Raw genomic sequence first — 21,912 nt, forward strand, 5'->3', positions numbered from 1 at the left:
GCAATGGATTATACAAAATTAAATTGGCAGAAGTCGGCACTTTTGATCATAGATATGCAAAAGGATTTTACCCTTTTGGATGGGGCCTCACCTATTGAAGGCACTCTGGAAGTGGTTCCCTATATTTCAGAAATTGCCGATACTTTCCGTAGGCATAATCGCCCCATTATCCATATCATCAGACTTTACAAAGAAGATGGTAGTAATGTGGATTTATGCAGACGTGCTTTAATTGAAAACGGCAAAGAAATTGTCAAACCTTATTCAGAAGGTGCTCAAATAATTCCTGCACTACTCCCTGCAAACAGTATAGAACCAAACCACAGTAAGCTCCTTTCCGGAGAGATCTTAAAAATAGCACCCCTTGATTATGTGATGTACAAACCCAGATGGGGTGCATTCTATCAAACGGGACTGGAATCTTTTCTTCATAAAAAGGGAATCGATTCATTGTTGATAATTGGATGCAATTTTCCTAACTGTCCCAGAACAACTATTTATCAGGCCAGTGAGCGGGATTTTAAAATAGGGATTATCCCTACAGCCCTATCAGGACTATATGAAAAAGGTATCACAGAAGTACAAAATATAGGCGTAGAAATCATTAAAAGGCACCAATTGGAAAAACTGATATGTAACATTGCATTAGTCGATTACCGCCCAGAGTGGCAGCCTTATTTTGAGCAATTCAACAAGGCTTGGCTCACAAAATATTATACTGTTGAGCCCTTGGATGAATATGTACTAATACATCCAGAAGAGGCCATATTAAATGATGGAGGCTGCATTTTGTTTGCTCAATATAAAGGCAAAATTATAGGAACGGTTGCATTAAAACATATAGGTGATGGAGTAATGGAACTGACTAAAATGGCAGTAGACGAATCTTACCAAGGGCTTGGAGCTGGAAAAATCTTATGCCAAGGCGCTATTGATAAAGCGAGGCTATTGAAAGTGATGAAGTTGATTCTATACTCTCAGAGAAAGTTAACATTAGCATTGAACATATACCAAAAACACGACTTCAAAGAAATACCATTGGAAGACGGTAAATACATAAGAGCCGACGTAATGATGGAGCTAATCTTATAAAATACAATACTTATGAATACTATAAAAATAGAGACCACCAAAAACAAGGAAAATGGATGGGAAAGGTTCAATTTTAAATCGTTCCAGTTTGGGGAAACTCCCACAGACCATTTTTTCCTAGCTGAATTTAAAAACGGAAAATGGGTTAACCCAAGAATAGAACCTTTTCATTCCTTGACCATTAGTCCATTTGCCCTATGCTTTCACTATGGCCAAACGGTGTTTGAAGGGATGAAGGCTTTTAGGCAAGACGATGGAAAAGTTCACATATTTCGCCCTAAAAAACATCACAAAAGGTTTAACCGTTCCTTGGAGCGAATGTGTATGCCTGGAATAGAAGAGGAATTATTCTTAAATGCCCTAGAGAAACTAGTCCAATTAGAACAACATTGGATTCCCAAAGAAGAAGGGGTTAGCTTATACATCCGTCCCTTTGTCATTGCAACTGAGCCTCGTTTAGGGGTTAAGATTGCGGATGAATATACGTTCTTGATTACCTGTACTCCTATAGGTTTATACTATCCCAAACCAGTTCGGGTGAAAGTTGAAACAGATTATGTTAGGTCTGCAGAAGGTGGTGCTGGCTATGCAAAATGTGGAGGGAATTATGGGGCTGCGTTCTTTGCTACCAAAAAGGCAAATGAACAAGGTTTTGATCAAGTAATTTGGACAGATGCCAAAACCCACGAATTTATAGAAGAGTCGGGAACGATGAACCTGATGCTTTTTATGGATAACAAATTGGTCACTCCAAAACTTAGCTCTTCTATCCTAGATGGTGTAACACGCAGTTCTATCCTTCAAATAGCTAAGGATTTAGGCATACCAGTAGAAGAAAGACCTGTGAGTTGGAAGGAACTTAAAGAACATCTAGAATCAGGAAATCGGGTTGAACTCTTTGGAGTTGGAACTGCTGCTGTAATCTCACCTATCTCATGTGTGCAAATTCAAGAAGTTGACTACTTCCCTTATACTAAAAACAATGCTGTTATGTACCGCTTAAAAAAGGAAATAGACAACATAAGACGAGGAACAACTACAGATACATACCACTGGAATCATTTTATTTAAAATCACAATTATGTCAATGATAAACCGAGAAAAATATCCGATTGGAAACTATGAAGAACCATCTTCCTTTACCAAAGAAATGCGTTCAGATTACATCACCATAATTGCTTCGTTCCCAGAAAATATAATAAATGAGGTAGCACCATTAACGGATGAAAAATTGAAAACCCCCTATAGAGATGGTGGCTGGACAATCAAGCAAGTAGTACATCACCTTGCGGATAGTAATATGAGCTGTTTTTCACGAATCAAGTATGCCATTACAGAAGAAAGCCCCATAATAAAACCGTTTGAAGAAGACGTTTGGGCAACACTTTTGGACGCATATAGTTTCCCGATTGAACCCTCTTTGAAAATACTGGAGGGTGTTCACGAACGCTGGGCAGCACTATTGGCTAGTTTGAATGAAAAAGATTGGAAAAGAGACTTTTTCCATCCACAGCTTCGGAAGAATCTAAAAATAGAGGAAGCAATGGCAAAGTATACTTGGCATTGTAAACACCATTTAGCCCATATCACTCACACCAAACAAAAAATGGAATGGACTTGAATATAAAGGTGAAAATAATTAGGTAAAGGTCGGATGGCTGAGTGGTCAGGCAAGGGTACGCAATACCTTTTACAGTGATTCGAATCCATTTCCGACCTCCATTAACAGTTATTAGATGAATGTAGTTGACCTAGTAATAAATAACAAAGACCGTGTAAGCTTAGATGCTGTTTTTCTCAACAAAGAAAACAGCAAAAGCATCCAACAATTAATTAAAGAACATAAATATCTAGATGAACTTAACAGATACGGATTACCTGTAAACAATAAGGTTATACTTGAGGGAAACTCTGGCTGTGGCAAAACGATGACAGCAAAAGCTATTGCAAATGCATTAGGTAAAAATATATTGATACTGAATTTAAGTAACGTAATCTGCTCACGCATTGGAGAAACATCACAGAATATCAAAGGAGTTTTTGATAAAGCGGCAAGAGAAAAAGCAGTATTGTTTTTAGATGAGTTTGACCAGATTGGTAAATCAAGGGGAAGTGCCGATAAAGATGTAGGTGAAATGAGAAGGCTGGTCAATACCATTATTCAGGTGATAGATTATTATCCAACAGATGCATTACTGATATGTGCCACCAATCATCCTGAAATTATTGATTTGGCCTTATTGCAAAGATTCCAGTTAAGCATCCAGTTTAAAATGCCAACAGAAGAAGTTTTAGATAAATATTACAACCAATTATTAGCTCCCTTTCCTGAAAAATTAAAGGACATAGAGCGTAAATATCAGATCTCTTTTGCCGAAGCCAAAGATTATACCTACACACTTATAAAATCAAAAGTGATAGAAGTATTGGAACAAAAGGAAAAAATCAAGTTAGAATGAACAATCACATTTTAAACAACCTAAACCGTATTCAGCAGAGAATAGAAAATGCCTGCATCAAAAGTAACCGAAACCCTAAAGAGGTGAAACTGCTTTTGGCAACCAAAACCGTTCCTGCAGAGCGTATTAAAATTGCACTTCAATCAGGGCAAACCTTGATTGGAGAAAATAAGGTTCAGGAAATAAAAGAAAAGTACGATAATCTAAAAAGTTTCCCCTACCAAAGTCATTTCATAGGGCATTTACAAACAAACAAAATCAAAGAGTTGCTAAAATACAACGTGTCCTGTGTCCAATCTATAGACCATTTAACCTTGGCAAAAAAACTGCATAAAAGGCTGACTTTTGAAAAGAAAGAAATAGAAGTACTCATTCAGGTAAACACCTCCAATGAGCAAAGTAAGTTTGGTGTGCATCCCGATAATACCATCGAGTTGGTAAAAGCGGTTTCGGTTTATGACAACATCCATATAAAAGGACTGATGACAATAGGATTGTTCAGTGCCGAGGAAGATAAAATCAGGTCTTGTTTTCAAAAAATAAAAAACTTGCAACAAGAGATACAAACTTTACAAATTCCGAATGTGGAAATGAAAGAGCTCTCTATGGGAATGAGCGGTGACCTTGAAATAGCAATAGCGGAAGGGGCTACTATTGTAAGGGTCGGCACGGCCATTTTTGGAGAGCGGATTTATCCAGATAGTTATTACTGGAACGAAAATAAAAATTAAAATGATGAACATCCATTATTTGCAACACGTGCCTTATGAAGGCTTGGGCTATATAGAAACCTGGTTAAATGAAAACAAGTATCAGGTAACCACCACACATTTTTTTGAAGAGCGCTATACATTACCAGCCATTGACAGTATTGATGCTATAATTATTATGGGCGGACCAATGAGTGTTTATGATGAATATGCATATCCTTGGTTATATGAAGAAAAGGTATTTATAGCGGATTGTATAAATGCAGGTAAAAAAGTACTGGGCATTTGCCTTGGCGCACAATTTATGGCGGTTTGCCTTGGTGCAAAAGTTTACCCCGCAAGGAATAAAGAAATTGGCTGGTTTCCTGTAATTGCGAACCAAACCGCCAAGGATATACAATGGATGTACAAATTTTTTGAAAATGACCAAACCGTTTTCCATTGGCACGGCGATACTTTTAGCATCCCTACTGATGGAAGTTCTGAATTGCTTACTTCTATAGGAAATAAGCATCAAGCGTTCTATCATTCCAAAAATGTTATCGGCCAACAGTTCCATCTGGAAGTCACAGAAAACTCATTAATGCAAATGTTGGACAATGGCACAAATGAACTCAAGGAAGCTGCTTTTGTCCAATCCCTAGAAGAAATTCTTCAAGGATTTAAAAACATCAAGTCGTGCAACACCTTAATGAAGCACGTATTAATCAACTGGTTAAATTCATAAGAAAAATGGAGAACAACTTAAAAACAGAACTTTTTGAAAATTTTAAAAATTCCAAATTGATGCAGCTTTTCGGTGCTGAAATATCAAATATAAATGACGACTACTTTGAAATCAGGGTTCCCCAAAAAGACTTTATGATGCGCTCGGCCGGAATGTTCAATGGAGCAACTATGGCTACTTTGGTAGATGTGTCCTCGTATGCAAGTGCCTTAACAAAGTCAAACACTCACTACTATGCTACAGTAGAATTGAAAATCAATTATTTAAGTCCAGCTATTGGAGACAATCTCATTGCAAAAGCTGAAGTCATCAAAAGAGGTAAAATACTAACAGTAGTACGTTCTGATATTTATGTAACAAAACAAGGTGGCGAAACTCTTGTGGCCACATCCCTGGTAACGCTTATGCAGCTTGAAAATGAAAACTATAGTAATCAAATCCATTAATACATAAGACAAATGGAAACATCAAAATTTACAGCCGAATGGCTAAATGCCTGGAACAGTCATAACTTGGATGCCATAATGGAACATTACAGCCAGGACATTGATTTTAGTTCGCCAATTATTAAGCAAATGGGTATCAAGGTTGAAGGCAACATATCCAGCAGAAACGAATTAAAGGAATATTTTTCAAAAGCACTACAAAAATACCCCTCTTTAAACTTTGAGTTTTACCACGAACTACAGGGCGTTCATTCAGTTGTCTTGTTTTATAAAAGTGTCAATGATTCTCTTTCGGCAGAATATATGGAGTTTGATAAAGAAGAAAGAATCTGTAAAGTAAGAGCGCATTATAAGTTTTAAACCCTAATATCATTTAAATTGAAAAGTAGTTATCTAGAAAGTATCGAAAAGCAATTTCTCTACTACAAAATGTTGGGAGAAAAGGCTATGGAGCAATTGGGAGAAGAGCAATTGTTCTGGCAGTATAACCAAGAAGCCAACAGCATTGCTATCCTAGTAAATCATATGGTAGGCAATATGTTGTCTAGGTTTACCGATTTTTTAACCTCAGACGGTGAAAAAGCTTGGCGGAATCGGGATGCGGAATTTGAAAATCCATTTTCTTCAAAGAATGAATTAATGGCCTATTGGGACAAAGGATGGACTTGTTTAATAGATACTTTAAGCAAGTTGACAGAATCTGATTTGGAAACCATAATCTATATACGAAATGATGGACATACCGTCATTGAAGCGATGAACAGGCAGCTAGCTCACTATGCATATCACCTTGGACAATTGGTGTTTATTGCTAAAATGTTGAAAAACGAAGAATGGAAATCACTTTCCATAGCAAGAAATAAGTCCAATGATTACAACCAGCGTAAATTCTTAAACGAAAAGGACAAACGACATTACACCGATGATTTATAAGTAAAAGCAATAGTTTATGATATTAAATAAAACCAATACAAAGCAGTATCAATGGGGAAATAATTGCAATGCTTGGGAGCTTTTTCAATCTAAGAATGCCATTATTAAAGAAGAAATAATGCCTCCACAAACGGATGAGCAACTGCACTTGCACAAAAAAACAGAGCAGTTTTTCTATATATTGGAAGGTAAAGCCACTTTTATAGTGGATGGAAAAAAAGAGGTAGTATCGCAAAATGAAGGAATACAAATCAAAATAGAACACCCTCACAAAATCTGTAATGATACCTCTAGAATACTCCGCTTTTTGGTAATATCATTTCCAGGTAATGTAAATGATAGAATTAATCTAGAACAATAAGTGCTATGAACACAATACCCGTTTTAGAATATATCCATAAAATGATTAATGGAAATCTGGATGAAAATGACCGCACATTTATGACTTATCCAACAGCTATTTCTAAAACACTAGGTTTTAGGATAGCTGAAGTTGATAAAGGGACAGCAATCATTGAAGTAGATACAGACCCTTTAAAACACGGCAACCAACAGGGCACTATTCACGGAGGATATCTATGTGAGCTAGCAGATGCAGCAATTGGAACGGCACATTCTACCTTAATAGATGAAGGTGAGAGTTTCACCTCTATAGAACTTAAAACAAACTTTTTTCGTCCCGTATGGAAAGAGTCACTAAGAGCGGTCGCTAAACCAATACAAAGTGGAAAAACGATAAGTTGTTATGTTTGCGAAATCTATAAAAGTAATGGAAAACTAGCAGCCTCCGTAACAAGTACAGTAATGACACTTCGTGGGGAAAAAGCTAAAGGGAGATAAAAAAGGTTAAGTATGGAATTTTCAAGAATTTCAGCTTCTTTTATAATCATCCTAATTTATTATAAATACATATTTAACCTCTTAAAATATTAGTGGGTTACGCTAAATTTAATTGAAGTTTATTCGTGACAAATGAAATACAACATATACTTGATGAATGTAAGTTAGCTCTCGCTGAAGTTAACGAGAAAAACCTGAGTGAGTTTTTGAATGTTGAAAAAGGCATTAAAATATCACGAAAATATCTACAGAAATTAAGGGTTGTACTACGCAAAAGAAATTTTATCAATAAAGAAAATGAAATACTATTTTTTAAAAAGCAAAAACCATTTATCTACGGACATCTCAAATTTTATGCTAAACTATATAAGTACTTAATACAAAAACCAAGAGGCACCGATAAGTCTAAACGCACTTACTTGGATAATGAAATCAAAAAACTACAAGAATATTATTATTACAATAGCGAGTTCATCAAATATTACAGGCAGAATGCAACCTTTTTGGACGAGTTTTATTTTTTACGTGGTAATGATAACATCGGACTTCTTTCTGACACTTCCCATTTTTATACCGATGCTGAATTTTCAACAAGTCACGACAATGCCGTTGCAAAAATATTGGCATATGATTTACTGCTGAATCATTACACTAACGAATTAAATGACTTGAAAAAATCAACAAGAAAAATTTCCAGCAATGAAAAATTATTGGAAAGCCTGAATCTCACTTGGACCTCAAACAAAATTGATTTAATCGAACTTGTTTATGCGCTAATAGCATCTGGAGCAGTAAAGGGAGATATCAAAGATTTGGCTACCGCTTTTGAAATGGTTCTTGATATTGACTTAGGAAATTACTACCGTAGTTTTCTGGAAATACGTGGACGTAAAGAGGATTTCGCTAGATTTTTGGACTTATTGAAAACAAGTCTCATCAAAAAAATCAGGGAAGCAGATGAGTAGTATAAAAGTAATAATCTTAACAGAACAAACACCCAAGTTGAACCCAACTTGGGTGTTTGTTTTAGTAATAAATCTTAAAGCATTTTAGATAGCATTTTCAGTTTTCAAACTACCAAAATCAACTAAACAACACTAAAAATCAATATGTTAAAATTGCACCCAACTTGGGTGCAACTTGTGAATAAAACCCAATAAACCATTTCAAATTTGTAGAACGAAAGTTAAATCAGGTCAGGGGCTATCAAATTAGTTGACAGCGGTGCGATAGCCTCTTCCATTAAAACCGTTCTATTATGCCAACAGCCATTATTACTACAGACGATCTTCGGGAATTCAAAATGGAATTGCTCGATGACATCAAAAAACTTCTTACCAAGCAAGCTTCCGGAAACACTAAGAAATACCTTAAATCTTCGGAAGTTATGGACTTGCTCCAAGTAAGTCCGGGCACATTACAAAACCTACGGATCAATGGGACACTACCCTATACAAAGGTAGGCGGGATCATTTATTACGATGCAGCGGAAATTCAAAATGTAATGGATGCAAACCGTGTACAGCACGGATTAAATCTATAGTCTATGAACTACATAAAGCTACTCAATGCGGCTTTTAAAAGGTTCTATTTTGACGACCGCCTAAATCCTACCCATATCAGCCTGTATATGGCATTATTTCAAGAATGGAACAGCTGCCGTTTTGCAGATGAATTTTACGTAAACCGACGTGATCTTATGCGTGTGGCTAAAATAGGTTCAAAATCTACCTACCACAGATGTGTGACCGAGTTGGATGCTTGGAACTACCTCTCCTATTTCCCTTCCAACAATCCATACAAGGGCAGTAAAATCAAGATGTCTATTATTGGGACAAGTGATGAACCAGTTACGGGACAGTACAATCCCATATTGGAACAACTTGCGGAACAGTACCATCCCATACGTGAACCAGTAGTGTACCAGCACCGTCCCTTTAATGGACAAGCATTGGTATCTACTATAAACAATACCAAACAAGTAAACAATAATAAACAGCCAAAGGACAGGCAGGCTGTTATTATTTTTTTCAATAAAAAAGGGTTTGATCCTGATGAAGGAAAAAAATTCTTCGACCATTACGAAGCCAACGATTGGAAAACGAGTGACGGAAAAGCGATTGGCGATTGGCAAGCATTGGCCTTCAACTGGATGGAAAGAACAGAGTCGTTTGATCAGGAAAACAAACCAAATAAAAAACAAGCATCCCAAATCAAGGACAACTTGCTAACTACTAAAAACAAGGATTATGGACAACCCCTCTAAAATAACCGAAGGTGGCGTGGAATATTCGCTTGGGAAGTTTGACGGTAAAAGCGTGCTGTATGATTTCCCTAAAATCTTGATTTACTTGAATGCTAAAGGCAAATTACTTTTCGGGGAAAAATTCAGGATTTATGATGAGGATAAGGATATTCTACTGAAGCTCTGTTCGTATTTCATCAAGGACAAAGAAAATTGTAAGCACTATGGGATTGATATCGATAAGGGAATTCTGCTATCCGGGCCCGTAGGCTGCGGCAAGACCAGTTTGATGAAATTGTTACGACATATAGTTCCACTTCAACGTCCTTACGAAATAATACCTTGCAGGAATGTGACCTTCAGTTTTAACCACCTTGGTTTTAAAACCATTGAAGAATATGGCAACACCAAATTTTTCTGCTTTGATGATTTGGGCATTGAGCCCCCTGGACGGTTTTATGGTAAAGATTTGAACGTAATGGGTGAAGTGCTATTATCCCGCTATGAACTTTACCAGCAGACCAAGCATAAAATTAAAACTCACGCCACCACCAATCTAAATGCTGAAGAATTGGAAGAACGGTACGGTAATCGCGTTCGTAGCCGGATGCGGGAATTGTTTAATTTGGTTGCTTTTGATAAGGATGTTGAGGATAAGAGGACATAATTTTATAATATTTACAGCAAATTGTGTAATTCCGTAAGAATCTTATTTAACATTTTGTTATATTTATCATTGATTTGCAGATATTTAAATTTTTATCCAATGGTCAATAGAAATATTGACTTTTTTTTACCAAAAAAACTTAAAATCAATGTAAGTAACCCTTAACGATTTTATTTCTGCAAATTGATAATGTTAAGCAGTTTGTAATGAATAAAAATCCCATATTGAACGACAAAGCACCAGGTCCTTTTGCTGGTTATTTGTATCAATTCGAACAAGGATTGTATTCTCTTTTGCTATTAGAGGATCCTAAAGCCTATCTATCCATCGAAAATGTTGATGATGTGGCAATTCACAACCCAGACGGGACTGTATTATTTACATTGCAAGCAAAACATAGTATTTCACAGAGCACCACCACTTTTCCTGATAATAGCTATGACCTTTGGCGCACAATCGAAATTTGGTTGGATAAAATCAACCAAGGGGTTTTCAACGAAAAAACTAAGTTCATTTGTGCAACTAACAAATTAATACCAAAAGAATCTTTGTTATGTAAAATTAAGCACGCAAGTCTAGATGATGCCTTGTCCTTAATCGCTAAAAAAAAGCAAAGTTTACTTGATAAAAAACAGGTTAAAGACGCAAATGGTGAAAGCTATAAAACAGCTGATAAAATTCTCCCTATCATAAAACGTGTGCTTAATAATAAGGGCTTATTTGAAACTCTACATTGTAATCTAGAATTAAGGGACGAAGGTAACCTTAAAGAAAGAATTCTCAATAAACTTCTTTTGAGCGGTAATAGCTTGAGCGATTTACAAAAGGATAACATATATCAAGCATTATTAGGTTGGATACAGGAAGTTTGTTTGTATAAATGGAGAAACGGAACAATTGCCTTAGTCAAGAAAGAAGACCTAGACCAAAAATATCAAAGATTAATTAACTCTCCCTCCATTATTAAGGCAATTTTTAGAAACAAAGAGGATATCGAAGTTGGGACAAAAGAAATTGAAGAAAGAAAAAATGAACTGTTTGTAAAACAACTTCAAGATATTAAGCATAACAGTGATGTAAAAAGAAGGTTAATAAAAAGAGCAATAGAAGACTACATAAGATATGAAATCGAGCATACCTATATAATTAACCAGATTGGGGACTTCACAAAAAAAGATTTTGACCAATTTATCTATCAGTGTCAAGAAAAATGGCAAGACATTTTTGATACATTTATTACAAGAGAATTAAATGAATATTCGGATGATGAATTGAATTCAAAAGCAATCGACATTTATAATTATGTAATGAAAAAACTTGAAATGAACTTTCAAACAGACCATTCTTTCAATATAAATAATATATACATCAAGAATGGTGGTTTTTTAAAACTTTCAAATATACCTGAAATTGGATGGCATCCAAATTGGGAAAAGTTATACAAGAACTAAATATGAAATCAAAGTACGAAGACGAATTTAATCTATATACAACTCTGCAAAATTCTGCAATTAGTGCTTTGGCGTTGCATAGTTTTGTTTTGGGTTATTATAAAGTTGCTAGATACAAGAAAAATAAGTCCAATTTCCCTAGCCTTTTATATTTATTTTATGTTCTTCCAATAGTTTATCACCGAAAGTCCCGTGATACATTTAAATCGTCCAATGAAATATATACGGCTATCGCAAATGACCAAGAGACTGTGTTAGGGCTTCAGGAACGTTCGAATAAAATGTCGGGGCAAACATTCGATGCCATCAACCTTTTGTTTAGTAAGAAAATACTTGAATACGATAAGACAAATAAAACTACAATTCTTTTACGTGGTTTTATGTCTGAAAAAATTAATATTCCAAGCACCTTAGGTCGTGAGAATATTGTGGGAATGATTCAAGATAGTGCCTATAAAATTGGTCATATATTTGCCAAAAATACAGATAAGAACCTCCAGCTTACGCTTAATATCAAATTTTAATGCAACTAAAGATTAAAAACATAATACTCTACCCTGAGTCGATTGATAAAAAACCTAGGGTAATTTCCTTTGACACAAAAAAACTGAATATTATTACCGGTTATAGTCAGAGAGGAAAATCGGCAATAATTGATATTGTAGATTATTGTTTGGGTAGTGGAGAATGTAACATCCCTGTCGGTAAGATAAGAGATAGTGTTAGTGTATATGCCTTATATCTGGAATTGAATGGTGAATTCTATTTTTTGGCCAGAGAAAATTACGAAATATCAAAATCAACTATGTATTTCGTTAAGGAAAATGTGAAAGGAGAATATTTGGACCTAAGGAGTAACAAATGGCTGGCAAATAAATCAGAGTATAAATTTAACATTGCTTTTGTCAAGAAACAACTAAGTGAACTTGCAGGATTTAGAAATTATACTGGAGAAGACCAAAACAATCCTTTTAATACATCAGCGAGCTTCAGAGATACAGCTGCATTTCAATTTCAAACTCAGAACATCATAGCTAACCCTTCTACTATGTTCTACAAAACTGATTCTTGGGAACACCTGCAAAAACTCAAGACCATTTTCCCTCTGATTTTAGGATATAGTTCATACGATATTATATTTTTAGAAAATGAAATTTCGGAATTAGAGAAGCAGAAAAATAAGTTAATAAACACTCTTGAGAATTTAAAAGAGCAATATGAAAACTGGCAAAGTGAGGTCTATAAATATTATTCGGAGGCAGTATCGTTAGGCTTAACAAACTCCGACATAGATATAGAAACGGCATCTGTAAGTAGGATTAGAGCCGCTTTAAATGAAATAGTAGCGTCCGCAAAAAAGGGAGAACTATTCAAGAAAGGTTCGGCAAATAGATTCAACGAAAAAACAAATGAATTAATTAATAATAGAGATTCCTTCATTCGCAATTTAAATATTGCCAAGAATAACTTAAATAAAATTGAACAACTAGAACAATCTAAAGACGACTACTTGGATGATGTTATTAGGGAAAAAGAGAATAGACTTAGGCCTGTAGAATGGTTTTTGGAACAGAACGGCACAAACTTTTGTCCTTTTTGTGATTCAGAATCTTCGAAAGCAATAGATGAATTATTATCACTTAATGAAGTTCGAAAGGCAAATAGAGAGATTATTGATCAGGCTAAGTCGTTGAGTTACGACTTTGAAAAAGAAAAAAAAGCTTTGGCTCAAGAAATTTCTAAATATGAAAATTCGATAACCCAATTAGATGCTAACCTAAATATATTGCTAAAGGAAGAAAAGGAAACTGAACAGAGCTTAAAAAGAACTTTTGAATATGTTGGAAAAATCGAACACGCTCTTTCAAACTTGAAAAAAATTGAACCTTCGAGTGAGTTGAACAAAGAAATTGAAGTACTTAACGGTAATATTGCGTCAAAAAAAACATCATTGAAAAGATTAAATGAAAAGTTTGATAAAGAATCTTCTTTGAAAAAACTGACAACCCTAATTGGCAAATATGTATCGATTTTATCCATTGAATCAAAGGAGAATAGATTAGTTCACCTTGACCCGGATAGTAGTTTAAACATCAAAATTGAAGATACTAAAACAAGGAACAGATATTACTTAGCAAGACTTGGAAGCGGAGCAAACTATATGGGATATCATTTAGCAACAATGTTTGGATTACACGAATTTTTCTGGCAATTAAAAAGAAGTAACAAAGTAAATTACGTGCCTTCTTTCCTTATTTTAGACCAACCCAGTCAAGTTTATTACCCCGAAAGCCTTAATTCTAAAAATGATAAGCTCCAAAAAAACTCTAAAGACGTAGAAGACACTAAAAAGATTTTTGAAGCTTGTGTTGAATTTTTGAAAAACACTGGAAACGAAATTCAACTCATTCTATTGGAACACGTTCCAATAGATATGTGGAGTGATATTGACCCAGATTACATCAACTTAGTAGAAGAATGGAGAGGAACTGAGGGAAACAATGATTTTCAAGCTCTAATACCACAGGAATGGTAAAAATGCAAAGTACTGGCAAAGATTATTTTCTCCTCCCTTCTAATAAATTTAAAATATCTCTTATACATTTTATCACCTCAATTCCTAACTCCCTCATAACTTTCTAAATTTTTGATTAGATAGTTCCATATTATCAATGTCAAAACCTTTATTGATTCTAAATTTTGGTAATAGTCTCTTTCATCCCCATTACTCAAAAATCCCATTTCCAAAAGCATAGATGGGCAACAATCAACAGTTTCCCGCAACACCTGAAAATTAGCAAACTTCACACCCCTACTTTCAAACCCTAATCGTTTTTTTATCTGGTTCTGTAATTGATAGGCAAGCCAAATAGATTCCTTTGAATATTCAGATTTGTTTTTGCTAACATATACCTCAATCCCTCTAGCCTTTGGATTATCCGAATGATTGCAGTGCAACGAAACAAACAAATCAACATTTAAAGCCTTGGCCAGTTTAGTTCTGTCCGATAATGAAATAAGTGTATCGTTATACCTGGTCAAATATATATCCAATGGCGCTTCCGACTTTTCGTTAAGACTTACTATTTCCTTTGCAATATCCAATACAACATCTTTTTCCTTAATGCCATTTATACCGATGGCACCGGAATCTTTTCCGCCGTGTCCAACATCGATCACAATTCGTTTTTGAGCGTCAATTTCCTGTCCAAAAATGATGCACATTTTCAAGAGCAAAATTGCAAAACTGACGTTTTTGAGCAGATTTTTCATTCTCATCTTTTGGGTTATAAACAACTTCATTGCAAAATTCCATAGCATTTGATATCAAATAATAGCAACGGAATTCAAACAGAATCAAATATTATTTTATTCACAAATATTTGATTATCAATTATTTACAAACAAATATATGTAAATTTCCAATAACGAAAACGAATCAAAATTTTAAACTTTACGTTATGAAAAAATCAATCTATTTGACAGCTTTCCTCTTACTGGTTTCATCTTCGCTATTTGCTCAAATTGGAGGCATCGAAGATTCCGTTAACGATGTTTCCAATACCATAAGAACTATCTTCCCCATTATTCTGGGCGTCATCTTCCTCATCGGCTTCCTATTTAATGCAGGACATTTCTTTGGTGAAAATGCCGACCTGAAGAAAGGGATTACCCGTGTTCTGGTCTTTGTGTTAATTGCAGGTGCAGTAGTTGGAATTTTCACTTACCTAATCTCAATCGTAGTATAGATGAAACGATTCGAGGTCTATAAAAACATTAGGAAACAGGCGGTCATTTTTGGGCTGCCCATATCCCTCTTTGCGATACTAATGATCTGCATCGTGGCTTCCTTACTGTTCATTATCTTCTCTTTCAGCTTTATGATGATTATAAGCTTACTGGTATTCAACAGTGTTCTATATATCGCCTTGATACGAATAACCAGCAATCCACAACTTTTTCAGATGACAAAGGCTTTCCCAAACATTATTAGTAACAAAAGAAATTCCGGCTTCGAGTATGGACAAGATTAACCTATCAGGATATCAACCCATTGCGGATATTCAGGACAATGTCATTTTTGCCAATAATGGCAATGTGGTCTTGTGCTACAAAGGCAATTTACCAGAAATCTATTCCTTATCGGAAAAGGACTTTGAGGATATGCACGGTGCGTGGTTTCAGGCATTGAAATCCTTACCCGTGGGCACTGTGGTTCACAAACAGGACATCTACCTGAAGAAATCCTATTCGTCCGAACAACTCCCCAATAAAACCTTTTTAGAGAGAGCAACCCACAAGCATTTTAAAGGACGTGAACATATGGAACACACCTGTTATCTGTTCTTCATATTGACCAAAAACAAAGCACTCAACAATCCAAAATATGTCAACCCATTTAGAAAGGTCTCCAAGGGTATCGTTCAGGAAATGGATGACAATATTAAAAGTTTTATTGGTTCGGTAAGCGATTCGGTTTCCTTCATTAATAATAGTCGCAAAGTTAAACTGACACCACTGAACCCAGAAATAATAAAGAGCATCAGTGATGCTTATTTCAATGGCTTCAACGAAGGTTTCGACACCGACATCCTTTTAGAAAAGAAAAACGTCACTATTGGCGAAAATTATTTTGATGCCCTAGCCATCAACAGCGAACTGTGCTTTGGCGAAAGTGTACAGAGCAGCAAAACCAATGAGAAATTCACATCTGACGATTTTGTATTTCATCAAGGGTTTATTGATGGTCTAGGGCTTACGCTAAATGAGAATCATATCGTGAACCAAATTTTGTATTTGGATGATAAACAGAAATGGCGCAAGCTGCTTGACAAGAAAATAGAGGAACTGAACAAGAGTTCCAATTTTGGTTCACAGAACAAAGTGGTTCTTGGAAAAATCCAGTATATCCTTGACCAAATCAATGCCGATGATAATTCCAGAATTATTCGTGGTCATCTAAATATCATCTATTGGTCTAAAGATGCCAAAGATCTCGATAAGATAACTTCAAAAATCAAGACTGAGTTTAAGGAACTGGATATTATACCCTACTATCCACGAGGTGAAGAACGCAAGAATTATATACTCAATAGTTACTGCTGTTTTTCGTCTAACTTCTCGAATAATGATTTGTATGTAACCGACTTAAAACACGCCCTTTGTCTATTCATCAACAATACCATTTATAAATCGGATGCTCCTGGTATCATCTTCAACGATCGGGAGCATAACATTCCTGTTCTAAAGGATGTTTGGGACGAACGTAAAAAGCGCATCAAGGCACGGAACTTTGCCATTTTTGCACCAACAGGTGAGGGAAAATCCTTTTTGGCCAATAATATTCTGCGTCAATATTTTGAAAGCGGGGTTCGCCTGGTCATCATCGATTTGGGCGGCTCGTACACCAAATTTGCCAAACTCTACCCTGACCAGTATACTGTGCTGCGCTACGAGAGTGGAAAGAACTTGGGCATCAATCCTTTTTACATCAGCGACATCAATGACCTGACACCAGAAAGGTTAGAGGATTTATCGCTTTTTCTATTTGAACTGTTCGCTTCCGATTTAAAAGTAACCAAGGCACAATCGGTCTCCGTTAAAAAGATACTTCAGTATTATTATGACAGTACTTCAGAAGACCATTCCTTGGATGGTTTTTACAGCTTTATAGAAAGGAATCAGAAAGATCTTCTGGACACCTTAAAAATCCATCCCGACTACTTCAATGTTACGGGCTTCTTGCACGTAATGTCCGAGTATGTCGGCGATGGTCTATATAGTTTCCTTTTTGAGGTCAGTGAAGACCAGACCTATAAAATCGAGGACAAGCGATTGATTGTTTTTGAGCTGGATGAAGTCAAGGACAATAAGGAAATCCTATCGGTTATGTTGAAGCTTATTAAGTCAGCCATACAACGGACGATTTGGAAGAACCGTGCCGAAAAAGGCATCATCCTGTTCGATGAGTTTGCCAAGCAACTGAAGTTTGAGAACGTTCTGGAAAGTGTGGAATTCTACTATCAGGCGATACGTAAACAAAACGGTGCGATTGGCATCATTTTACAATCCATCAATCAGCTTCCCAACAATTCAACATCGGCAAGCATATTGGAAAATACACAGGTCATTTATAGTCTGAACAATGAAAAAGGCTATTCCGAACTGGTCAAACGCCTCAACCTTTCCAGTCACGACCTGAACCAATTAAAATCCATCAAGAACAACCTTACCGGGCCACGAAAGTACACCGAAATGTTTATCAAAATCGGAAAGGAAAGCAACATCTTCAGGCTCGAAGTTCCCAAGGAAGTGTATGCCGCATATCTAACCGATGGACAGGAAAACGAGGCCATAATGGCCATTTATGAAAAGACCCAAGATATGGAGAAGGCTATCATTGAATTCACATCTAAAACATAATATTATGAAATCGAAGATTCACGAATACCAAAACAACTATTTGGTGATGAGTAAAACAAAAATCAAAACAATTTTGTTGGGGTCAATCCTTAAGATTGCCATTTTATCGCCTAGCGGTGCTACCGCCCAAGGAATGCCCACTTATGACAATACCAATTTTATCAGCTTGGTAAAACAATTGGTGGAATCCGGGAAGCAGACCGCCCAACTTATCAAGTCCGTAAAATTCCTGAAGGATGCAAAGGAAAGTATCGAGAAAGTCTCCAATGTCGTCAGACAACTTCGGGCTGTAGAAGAAATTGGACGAAACAATCAACGCCTTATTGAGGTAATGCAAAACGATTTGCAGGATATTCTGAACTCGCCCTATATCAAACCCGATGAAGTGGCCAGGGTGTCCGAATCGTTTAGCTCCATTGTCCAGAATTCGCTGGACACAATGGACTTCATTGACGAAATTCTGTCCAGTGACTACCTCAAAATGAGCGATGCCGAACGTGCAGAAATATTAAAGGAAAAGGAAACCGAGTCCAAGGAGATGGTCTCGGATATAACGATCCGAACCAAACGCTATCGGGATATTATCTCCTTTAGAAAAATGCAGGATAAAATCAATAACCGCGAAACCGAATACTAAAGATGACCGCAACCATCATTTTAGGGATCGGGCTTGAATATGTAGATACGGTATTCCAGACCATTCAAAACAGCGACTTCTCGCAATATACCATTGTGGGAATGAAAACGCTTGCCGTACTGTTCTTCCTGGTCAACATCCTTAAAAAGTATAATGAAGGTGTTGCGGATAAAGACGGATATACTTGGGGATTGAGTCCGGGAGAACTGGCCAAGAATTTTGCGGTCGTTCTCCTGGTCATTTTTTCGACACAGGTGCTGGGCTTTTTTGATGCTATTTTAGTGGCCATCGAAGGACAGTATCGGGGAACAGCCCCAGCCTTGTTGCCCTTACAGATGCAGGACATTCCCATTGAAGAGGACGTGAACCTGATAGATGCAGCAAAAAATGCAATGACCTTGCTGTATGAAGCTTTGGTTACGCCCCTTTTTGGGTTTAAGATATTCGCTTTTATCGTCAGCATCATCCTTTGGATCCTGGATCTGTTCATCTATCCGCTCTTCTTGGCGGAACGCTTTTTTCTTTTGGGAATTATGCAGGCATTTTTTCCTTTGGTCATCAGTTTGGCTGTTTTTGAAAAGTTCCGCACCTTGGCCTATACTTTTTTTAAATTGTACGCTGCGGTGTATATGCTCGTTCCTGCCTTCTTTTTGGTCAATGTTTTTGTTAATACGCTCTATACGGAAATCAATACCAACTTTTGGAACAACCTTTTTGGTACGGATGTCGGTCAGGGATTCTTTGCCCCAGTGGTGCAATTGGGTTCTGTAGGTTTCATCGTGTTTTTGAAATTCAAACTATATCGGCGTGCCACCTCTTTCACTTTACGACTTTTCACCAACTAATCAAACATCTATGAAAACACCCTATAAAAACATCTATGCCATTCTAAAATTAAACAGGTTCATTGTTTTGGCGGTTATTATATGCGCCACACTCTCAGGCATATTTTCGGTTTTAATGGCTTTTAATATGCACAAGAAAGCTTTGAACAGTGCCTTTGCCATCAACACCGATGGTAGTATTATTCCTTTAAAATTGGTTACCCAAAAGGAAAATTTCAAGGTCGAGGCTTTATCACATTTGGAACTCTTCCATACCTATTTCTATAATGTCGATGCGAGCAATTATGAAAAGAACCTGAAAAAGGCGCTTTGGCTGGGCAACAGTTCCGTGGACAATCTCTATCGCCAAAAAAAAGCGGATGGGGTTTATAACCGTCTTCTGCAATATTCCTTGGTACAAAAGGTATTGCGCATCGATTCCCAAATTGAAGAAAACAATGGAACGTATAATTTCAGAACAGTTACCCTATTTGAAATCAATCGAGGGTCGATAATCGACACTTATGAATTGGTTTCCTCCGGTAATCTGATTACGGTTGACCGGAACTTCCCCAACAACCCGCACGGATTGTTGATTACAAATTACTTCGAGAACACGCTAAAAAAAATATCCAATGAAAGTAGAAAAGAATAAAATAGTATTTGCGGCCCTACTTACCGTACTGTTCATTTTCCTGATGTCTTATTCCATTTTGATTATGGGCGATGATGAAAGTAAAAACGAGAACCTTGAACAGACCTTGATACCTGAGCTGGAGCAAAACCAAAAGGAATATGATTCAAAACTGGATGCCATCAACGATCTGAAAGAAGTACGGGAGACCAACGCACCGAGCATCTATGATGAAAAGATGATCGATTCACTTGGCTTTTATAATCCGGATTTGCCCGAAATGGAAAAAGAACGCATTGTTGACAGCATTTACGCTGCCGGAAAGATTCGATATTCAGATACGTCTTATGAACATATCGGCGAAAAAAGAACCACTTCAAAGAAAGTTCGGGAAATTGATTCCACGGAACTGAAAATGGAACAGAAGATTGCCGCCAAGGAGCTGGGGCTGGAACATCAATTGTTCTTTGCGGCCGCTCCCAAGAAAAATGAGCTATCGCTTTTAGGCAGCACGGATGAAATGATTTATGCGGTCGTGGATGGGAATCAAGTGGTCAAGGTCAATTCCCGCTTGCGGATGCGCCTGCTTCAAGATGCACTCATTAACAATAAAACGGTGCCAAAAAATACACCCATTTATGGATTTATCAGTTTTCAGCCCAATCGTGCTTTGATTACCATTGAGAATATCCAACACCGTCCCACCAGTTTAAAAGCCTTTGACCTTCAGGATGGCAGCGAGGGAATCTATGTGGAAAACAATTTTCGCGCAGAAGCCACCAATGAGGTAATGGATGATATCATCGGCGATATCAATATTCCAAGTGTACCGCAGGTAGGAGGAATCACCAAAGTACTAAAGCGTAATAACCGTAGGGTAAAGGTGACCGTACTCAATAATTATCAACTGATATTAAAGCCTAAACTATAATCCCAAAATGGTATTTTTAAAATGTACTCTTATGAAAAATCACCTATTTATTTCCGCCTTTGTCCTGGTTTCCACATTCACTAAAGCGCAAAACACTATAGCACTGGATACCATTTATGCTAATGACCAAAAGAACGTCGCCTTATTTTTTCCTGAACCCATTCGCCAGGGCATAACCGGTTCGGATAATTTTGTTTTCACCTATAACCGGGATAACGAACAGTATCTAGGACTTTTGCAGGCCAAGCCCGGAAAGGAAAGCAATCTGTTAGTCGTCAATAGGGATGGTTCGGTTTTCTCGTATATTATAAAATACAGGGAGCGATTATCAAAGCTGAATTATTTTATCCCGATGTCAAGCAGTATTAGGAATGAAAGACCAATAGCGAATGATTCGATAAAAGTTAGCGATTCTGAAACCGTTACTACAAAAAGCCTTCAGTATTATGAAAGATTTTGTTCTTACCTTTTGGATAGAAAGCAACGTATTGGACGGCTTAAAAAAAGAAAGGAAGGCATCGCTTTAAGTGTTGAAAATATTGTTTTTGACAAAGATGAGCTCTATTTCTTAATCGAAATAACGAACAATTCCAGCTTGGATTATGATTTGAATTTCCTTAACCTCTCCATTGAAACGAGACAGAAGGGCAAAAAGAAATCTCTACAGAAATTGTATCAAGAACCGCTGTACCTATATAATATACCTTCCAGAATTGCAAAAAATGAAACCATGAGATTGGTGTATGTTTTGCATAAATTTTCATTGTCCAATGAGCGTAGGGCTGTTTTGGAGTTGAACGAGAAGGGTGGCGAACGGAATATAGAATTGAAAGTATCGCATCGGTTTGTTAATATTCCGAATTAGTGTGCATTGTTGTAACTTTGAGTACAGA

General features: G+C 36.6%; 27 protein-coding genes. 26 read left to right on the forward strand and 1 reads right to left on the reverse strand.

Translation table 11 applies throughout. The features are described from left to right. Positions 1–3 precede the first annotated feature (3 nt). The 18 genes from QSE00_RS05330 to QSE00_RS05415 all read left to right on the forward strand — a co-directional run bounded on the left by QSE00_RS05330 (position 4) and on the right by QSE00_RS05415 (position 14,106). Complete coding sequence (locus tag QSE00_RS05330; protein WP_286105169.1) at positions 4–1,092, forward strand: isochorismatase family protein; 1,089 nt, start codon at positions 4–6, stop codon at positions 1,090–1,092. A gap of 12 nt (positions 1,093–1,104) precedes the next feature. After that, positions 1,105–2,163: a branched-chain amino acid aminotransferase gene (locus QSE00_RS05335; RefSeq protein WP_286105170.1), complete on the forward strand. Its 1,059-nt coding sequence runs from the start codon at positions 1,105–1,107 to the stop codon at positions 2,161–2,163. A gap of 10 nt (positions 2,164–2,173) precedes the next feature. Then, entirely contained in the window at positions 2,174–2,713 is a 540-nt protein-coding gene (locus tag QSE00_RS05340; protein ID WP_286105171.1) for a YfiT family bacillithiol transferase, read from the forward strand. 115 nt (positions 2,714–2,828) lie between these two features. Further along, the gene (locus tag QSE00_RS05345) at positions 2,829–3,551 is read left to right on the forward strand and encodes an AAA family ATPase (RefSeq protein WP_286105172.1); all 723 of its coding nucleotides are present in this window, start codon (positions 2,829–2,831) and stop codon (positions 3,549–3,551) included. Beyond that, complete coding sequence (locus QSE00_RS05350; RefSeq protein ID WP_286105173.1) at positions 3,548–4,282, forward strand: YggS family pyridoxal phosphate-dependent enzyme; 735 nt, start codon at positions 3,548–3,550, stop codon at positions 4,280–4,282. The genes QSE00_RS05345 and QSE00_RS05350 overlap by 4 nt, the downstream gene beginning before the upstream one ends. 1 nt (position 4,283) lies before the next feature. After that, entirely contained in the window at positions 4,284–4,988 is a 705-nt protein-coding gene (locus QSE00_RS05355) for a type 1 glutamine amidotransferase (protein WP_286105174.1), read from the forward strand. 5 nt (positions 4,989–4,993) lie between these two features. Continuing rightward, positions 4,994–5,434: a PaaI family thioesterase gene (locus tag QSE00_RS05360; RefSeq protein WP_286105175.1), complete on the forward strand. Its 441-nt coding sequence runs from the start codon at positions 4,994–4,996 to the stop codon at positions 5,432–5,434. Positions 5,435–5,446: 12 nt separating this feature from the next. Next, complete coding sequence (locus QSE00_RS05365; RefSeq protein WP_286105176.1) at positions 5,447–5,794, forward strand: nuclear transport factor 2 family protein; 348 nt, start codon at positions 5,447–5,449, stop codon at positions 5,792–5,794. A gap of 18 nt (positions 5,795–5,812) precedes the next feature. Then, entirely contained in the window at positions 5,813–6,367 is a 555-nt protein-coding gene (locus QSE00_RS05370; RefSeq protein ID WP_286105177.1) for a DUF1572 family protein, read from the forward strand. A 16-nt stretch (positions 6,368–6,383) separates the two neighbouring features. Further along, positions 6,384–6,728, forward strand: coding sequence for a cupin domain-containing protein (locus QSE00_RS05375; protein ID WP_286105178.1), 345 nt, complete (start codon positions 6,384–6,386; stop codon positions 6,726–6,728). 5 nt (positions 6,729–6,733) lie between these two features. Beyond that, complete coding sequence (locus QSE00_RS05380) at positions 6,734–7,207, forward strand: PaaI family thioesterase (protein WP_286105179.1); 474 nt, start codon at positions 6,734–6,736, stop codon at positions 7,205–7,207. 125 nt (positions 7,208–7,332) lie between these two features. Next, on the forward strand, positions 7,333–8,172 hold the full coding sequence (locus QSE00_RS05385; RefSeq protein ID WP_286105180.1) for an RteC domain-containing protein: 840 nt from the start codon (positions 7,333–7,335) through the stop codon (positions 8,170–8,172). 293 nt (positions 8,173–8,465) lie between these two features. Next, positions 8,466–8,750, forward strand: coding sequence for a helix-turn-helix domain-containing protein (locus QSE00_RS05390; protein WP_286105181.1), 285 nt, complete (start codon positions 8,466–8,468; stop codon positions 8,748–8,750). 3 nt (positions 8,751–8,753) lie between these two features. Beyond that, the gene (locus QSE00_RS05395) at positions 8,754–9,473 is read left to right on the forward strand and encodes a hypothetical protein (protein ID WP_286105183.1); all 720 of its coding nucleotides are present in this window, start codon (positions 8,754–8,756) and stop codon (positions 9,471–9,473) included. Beyond that, on the forward strand, positions 9,457–10,119 hold the full coding sequence (locus QSE00_RS05400) for an ATPase (protein ID WP_286105184.1): 663 nt from the start codon (positions 9,457–9,459) through the stop codon (positions 10,117–10,119). The genes QSE00_RS05395 and QSE00_RS05400 overlap by 17 nt, the downstream gene beginning before the upstream one ends. A 224-nt stretch (positions 10,120–10,343) precedes the next feature. Next, positions 10,344–11,570 (forward strand): ABC-three component system protein, encoded by a 1,227-nt coding sequence (locus QSE00_RS05405; protein WP_286105185.1) that lies wholly within the window; start codon positions 10,344–10,346, stop codon positions 11,568–11,570. A gap of 2 nt (positions 11,571–11,572) precedes the next feature. Then, the gene (locus QSE00_RS05410; protein ID WP_286105186.1) at positions 11,573–12,094 is read left to right on the forward strand and encodes a three component ABC system middle component; all 522 of its coding nucleotides are present in this window, start codon (positions 11,573–11,575) and stop codon (positions 12,092–12,094) included. Continuing rightward, on the forward strand, positions 12,094–14,106 hold the full coding sequence (locus tag QSE00_RS05415) for a DUF3732 domain-containing protein (protein ID WP_286105187.1): 2,013 nt from the start codon (positions 12,094–12,096) through the stop codon (positions 14,104–14,106). The genes QSE00_RS05410 and QSE00_RS05415 overlap by 1 nt, the downstream gene beginning before the upstream one ends. 77 nt (positions 14,107–14,183) lie before the next feature. Here the strand turns inward: QSE00_RS05415 and QSE00_RS05420 are convergent, their stop codons facing one another. After that, on the reverse strand, positions 14,184–14,843 hold the full coding sequence (locus QSE00_RS05420) for an N-acetylmuramoyl-L-alanine amidase family protein (RefSeq protein ID WP_286105188.1): 660 nt from the start codon (positions 14,841–14,843) through the stop codon (positions 14,184–14,186). Positions 14,844–15,031: 188 nt separating this feature from the next. Between QSE00_RS05420 and QSE00_RS05425 the strand changes: the two genes are divergently transcribed. From QSE00_RS05425 to QSE00_RS05460, 8 genes are read left to right on the forward strand one after another with little or no spacing between them, the layout of a single operon-like run. Beyond that, on the forward strand, positions 15,032–15,319 hold the full coding sequence (locus QSE00_RS05425; protein ID WP_286105189.1) for a hypothetical protein: 288 nt from the start codon (positions 15,032–15,034) through the stop codon (positions 15,317–15,319). Then, positions 15,320–15,604, forward strand: coding sequence for a hypothetical protein (locus QSE00_RS05430; RefSeq protein ID WP_286105190.1), 285 nt, complete (start codon positions 15,320–15,322; stop codon positions 15,602–15,604). It begins immediately after the preceding gene. Next, positions 15,591–17,993, forward strand: a complete 2,403-nt coding sequence (locus QSE00_RS05435) for a TraG family conjugative transposon ATPase (protein WP_286105192.1) — start codon at positions 15,591–15,593, stop codon at positions 17,991–17,993. The genes QSE00_RS05430 and QSE00_RS05435 overlap by 14 nt, the downstream gene beginning before the upstream one ends. Positions 17,994–17,997: 4 nt before the next feature. Then, positions 17,998–18,630 carry a conjugal transfer protein gene (locus QSE00_RS05440; protein ID WP_286105193.1) on the forward strand — a complete coding sequence of 211 codons (633 nt, stop codon included), beginning with the start codon at positions 17,998–18,000 and terminating at the stop codon, positions 18,628–18,630. Between the two features lie 2 nt (positions 18,631–18,632). Then, on the forward strand, positions 18,633–19,475 hold the full coding sequence (locus tag QSE00_RS05445; protein ID WP_286105194.1) for a hypothetical protein: 843 nt from the start codon (positions 18,633–18,635) through the stop codon (positions 19,473–19,475). Positions 19,476–19,485: 10 nt separating this feature from the next. After that, complete coding sequence (locus QSE00_RS05450; RefSeq protein ID WP_286105195.1) at positions 19,486–20,109, forward strand: conjugal transfer protein TraK; 624 nt, start codon at positions 19,486–19,488, stop codon at positions 20,107–20,109. Then, a complete protein-coding gene (traM, locus tag QSE00_RS05455) occupies positions 20,090–21,019 on the forward strand; it encodes a conjugative transposon protein TraM (protein WP_286105196.1) in 930 nt (309 codons plus the stop codon). The genes QSE00_RS05450 and traM overlap by 20 nt, the downstream gene beginning before the upstream one ends. Positions 21,020–21,050: 31 nt before the next feature. Continuing rightward, the gene (locus tag QSE00_RS05460) at positions 21,051–21,884 is read left to right on the forward strand and encodes a DUF4138 domain-containing protein (RefSeq protein WP_286105197.1); all 834 of its coding nucleotides are present in this window, start codon (positions 21,051–21,053) and stop codon (positions 21,882–21,884) included. The last annotated feature ends 28 nt before the right edge of the window (positions 21,885–21,912 follow it).

The sequence above is a fragment of the Arenibacter flavimaris genome (assembly GCF_030291335.1).
In the GTDB taxonomy this organism is placed as follows: domain Bacteria; phylum Bacteroidota; class Bacteroidia; order Flavobacteriales; family Flavobacteriaceae; genus Arenibacter.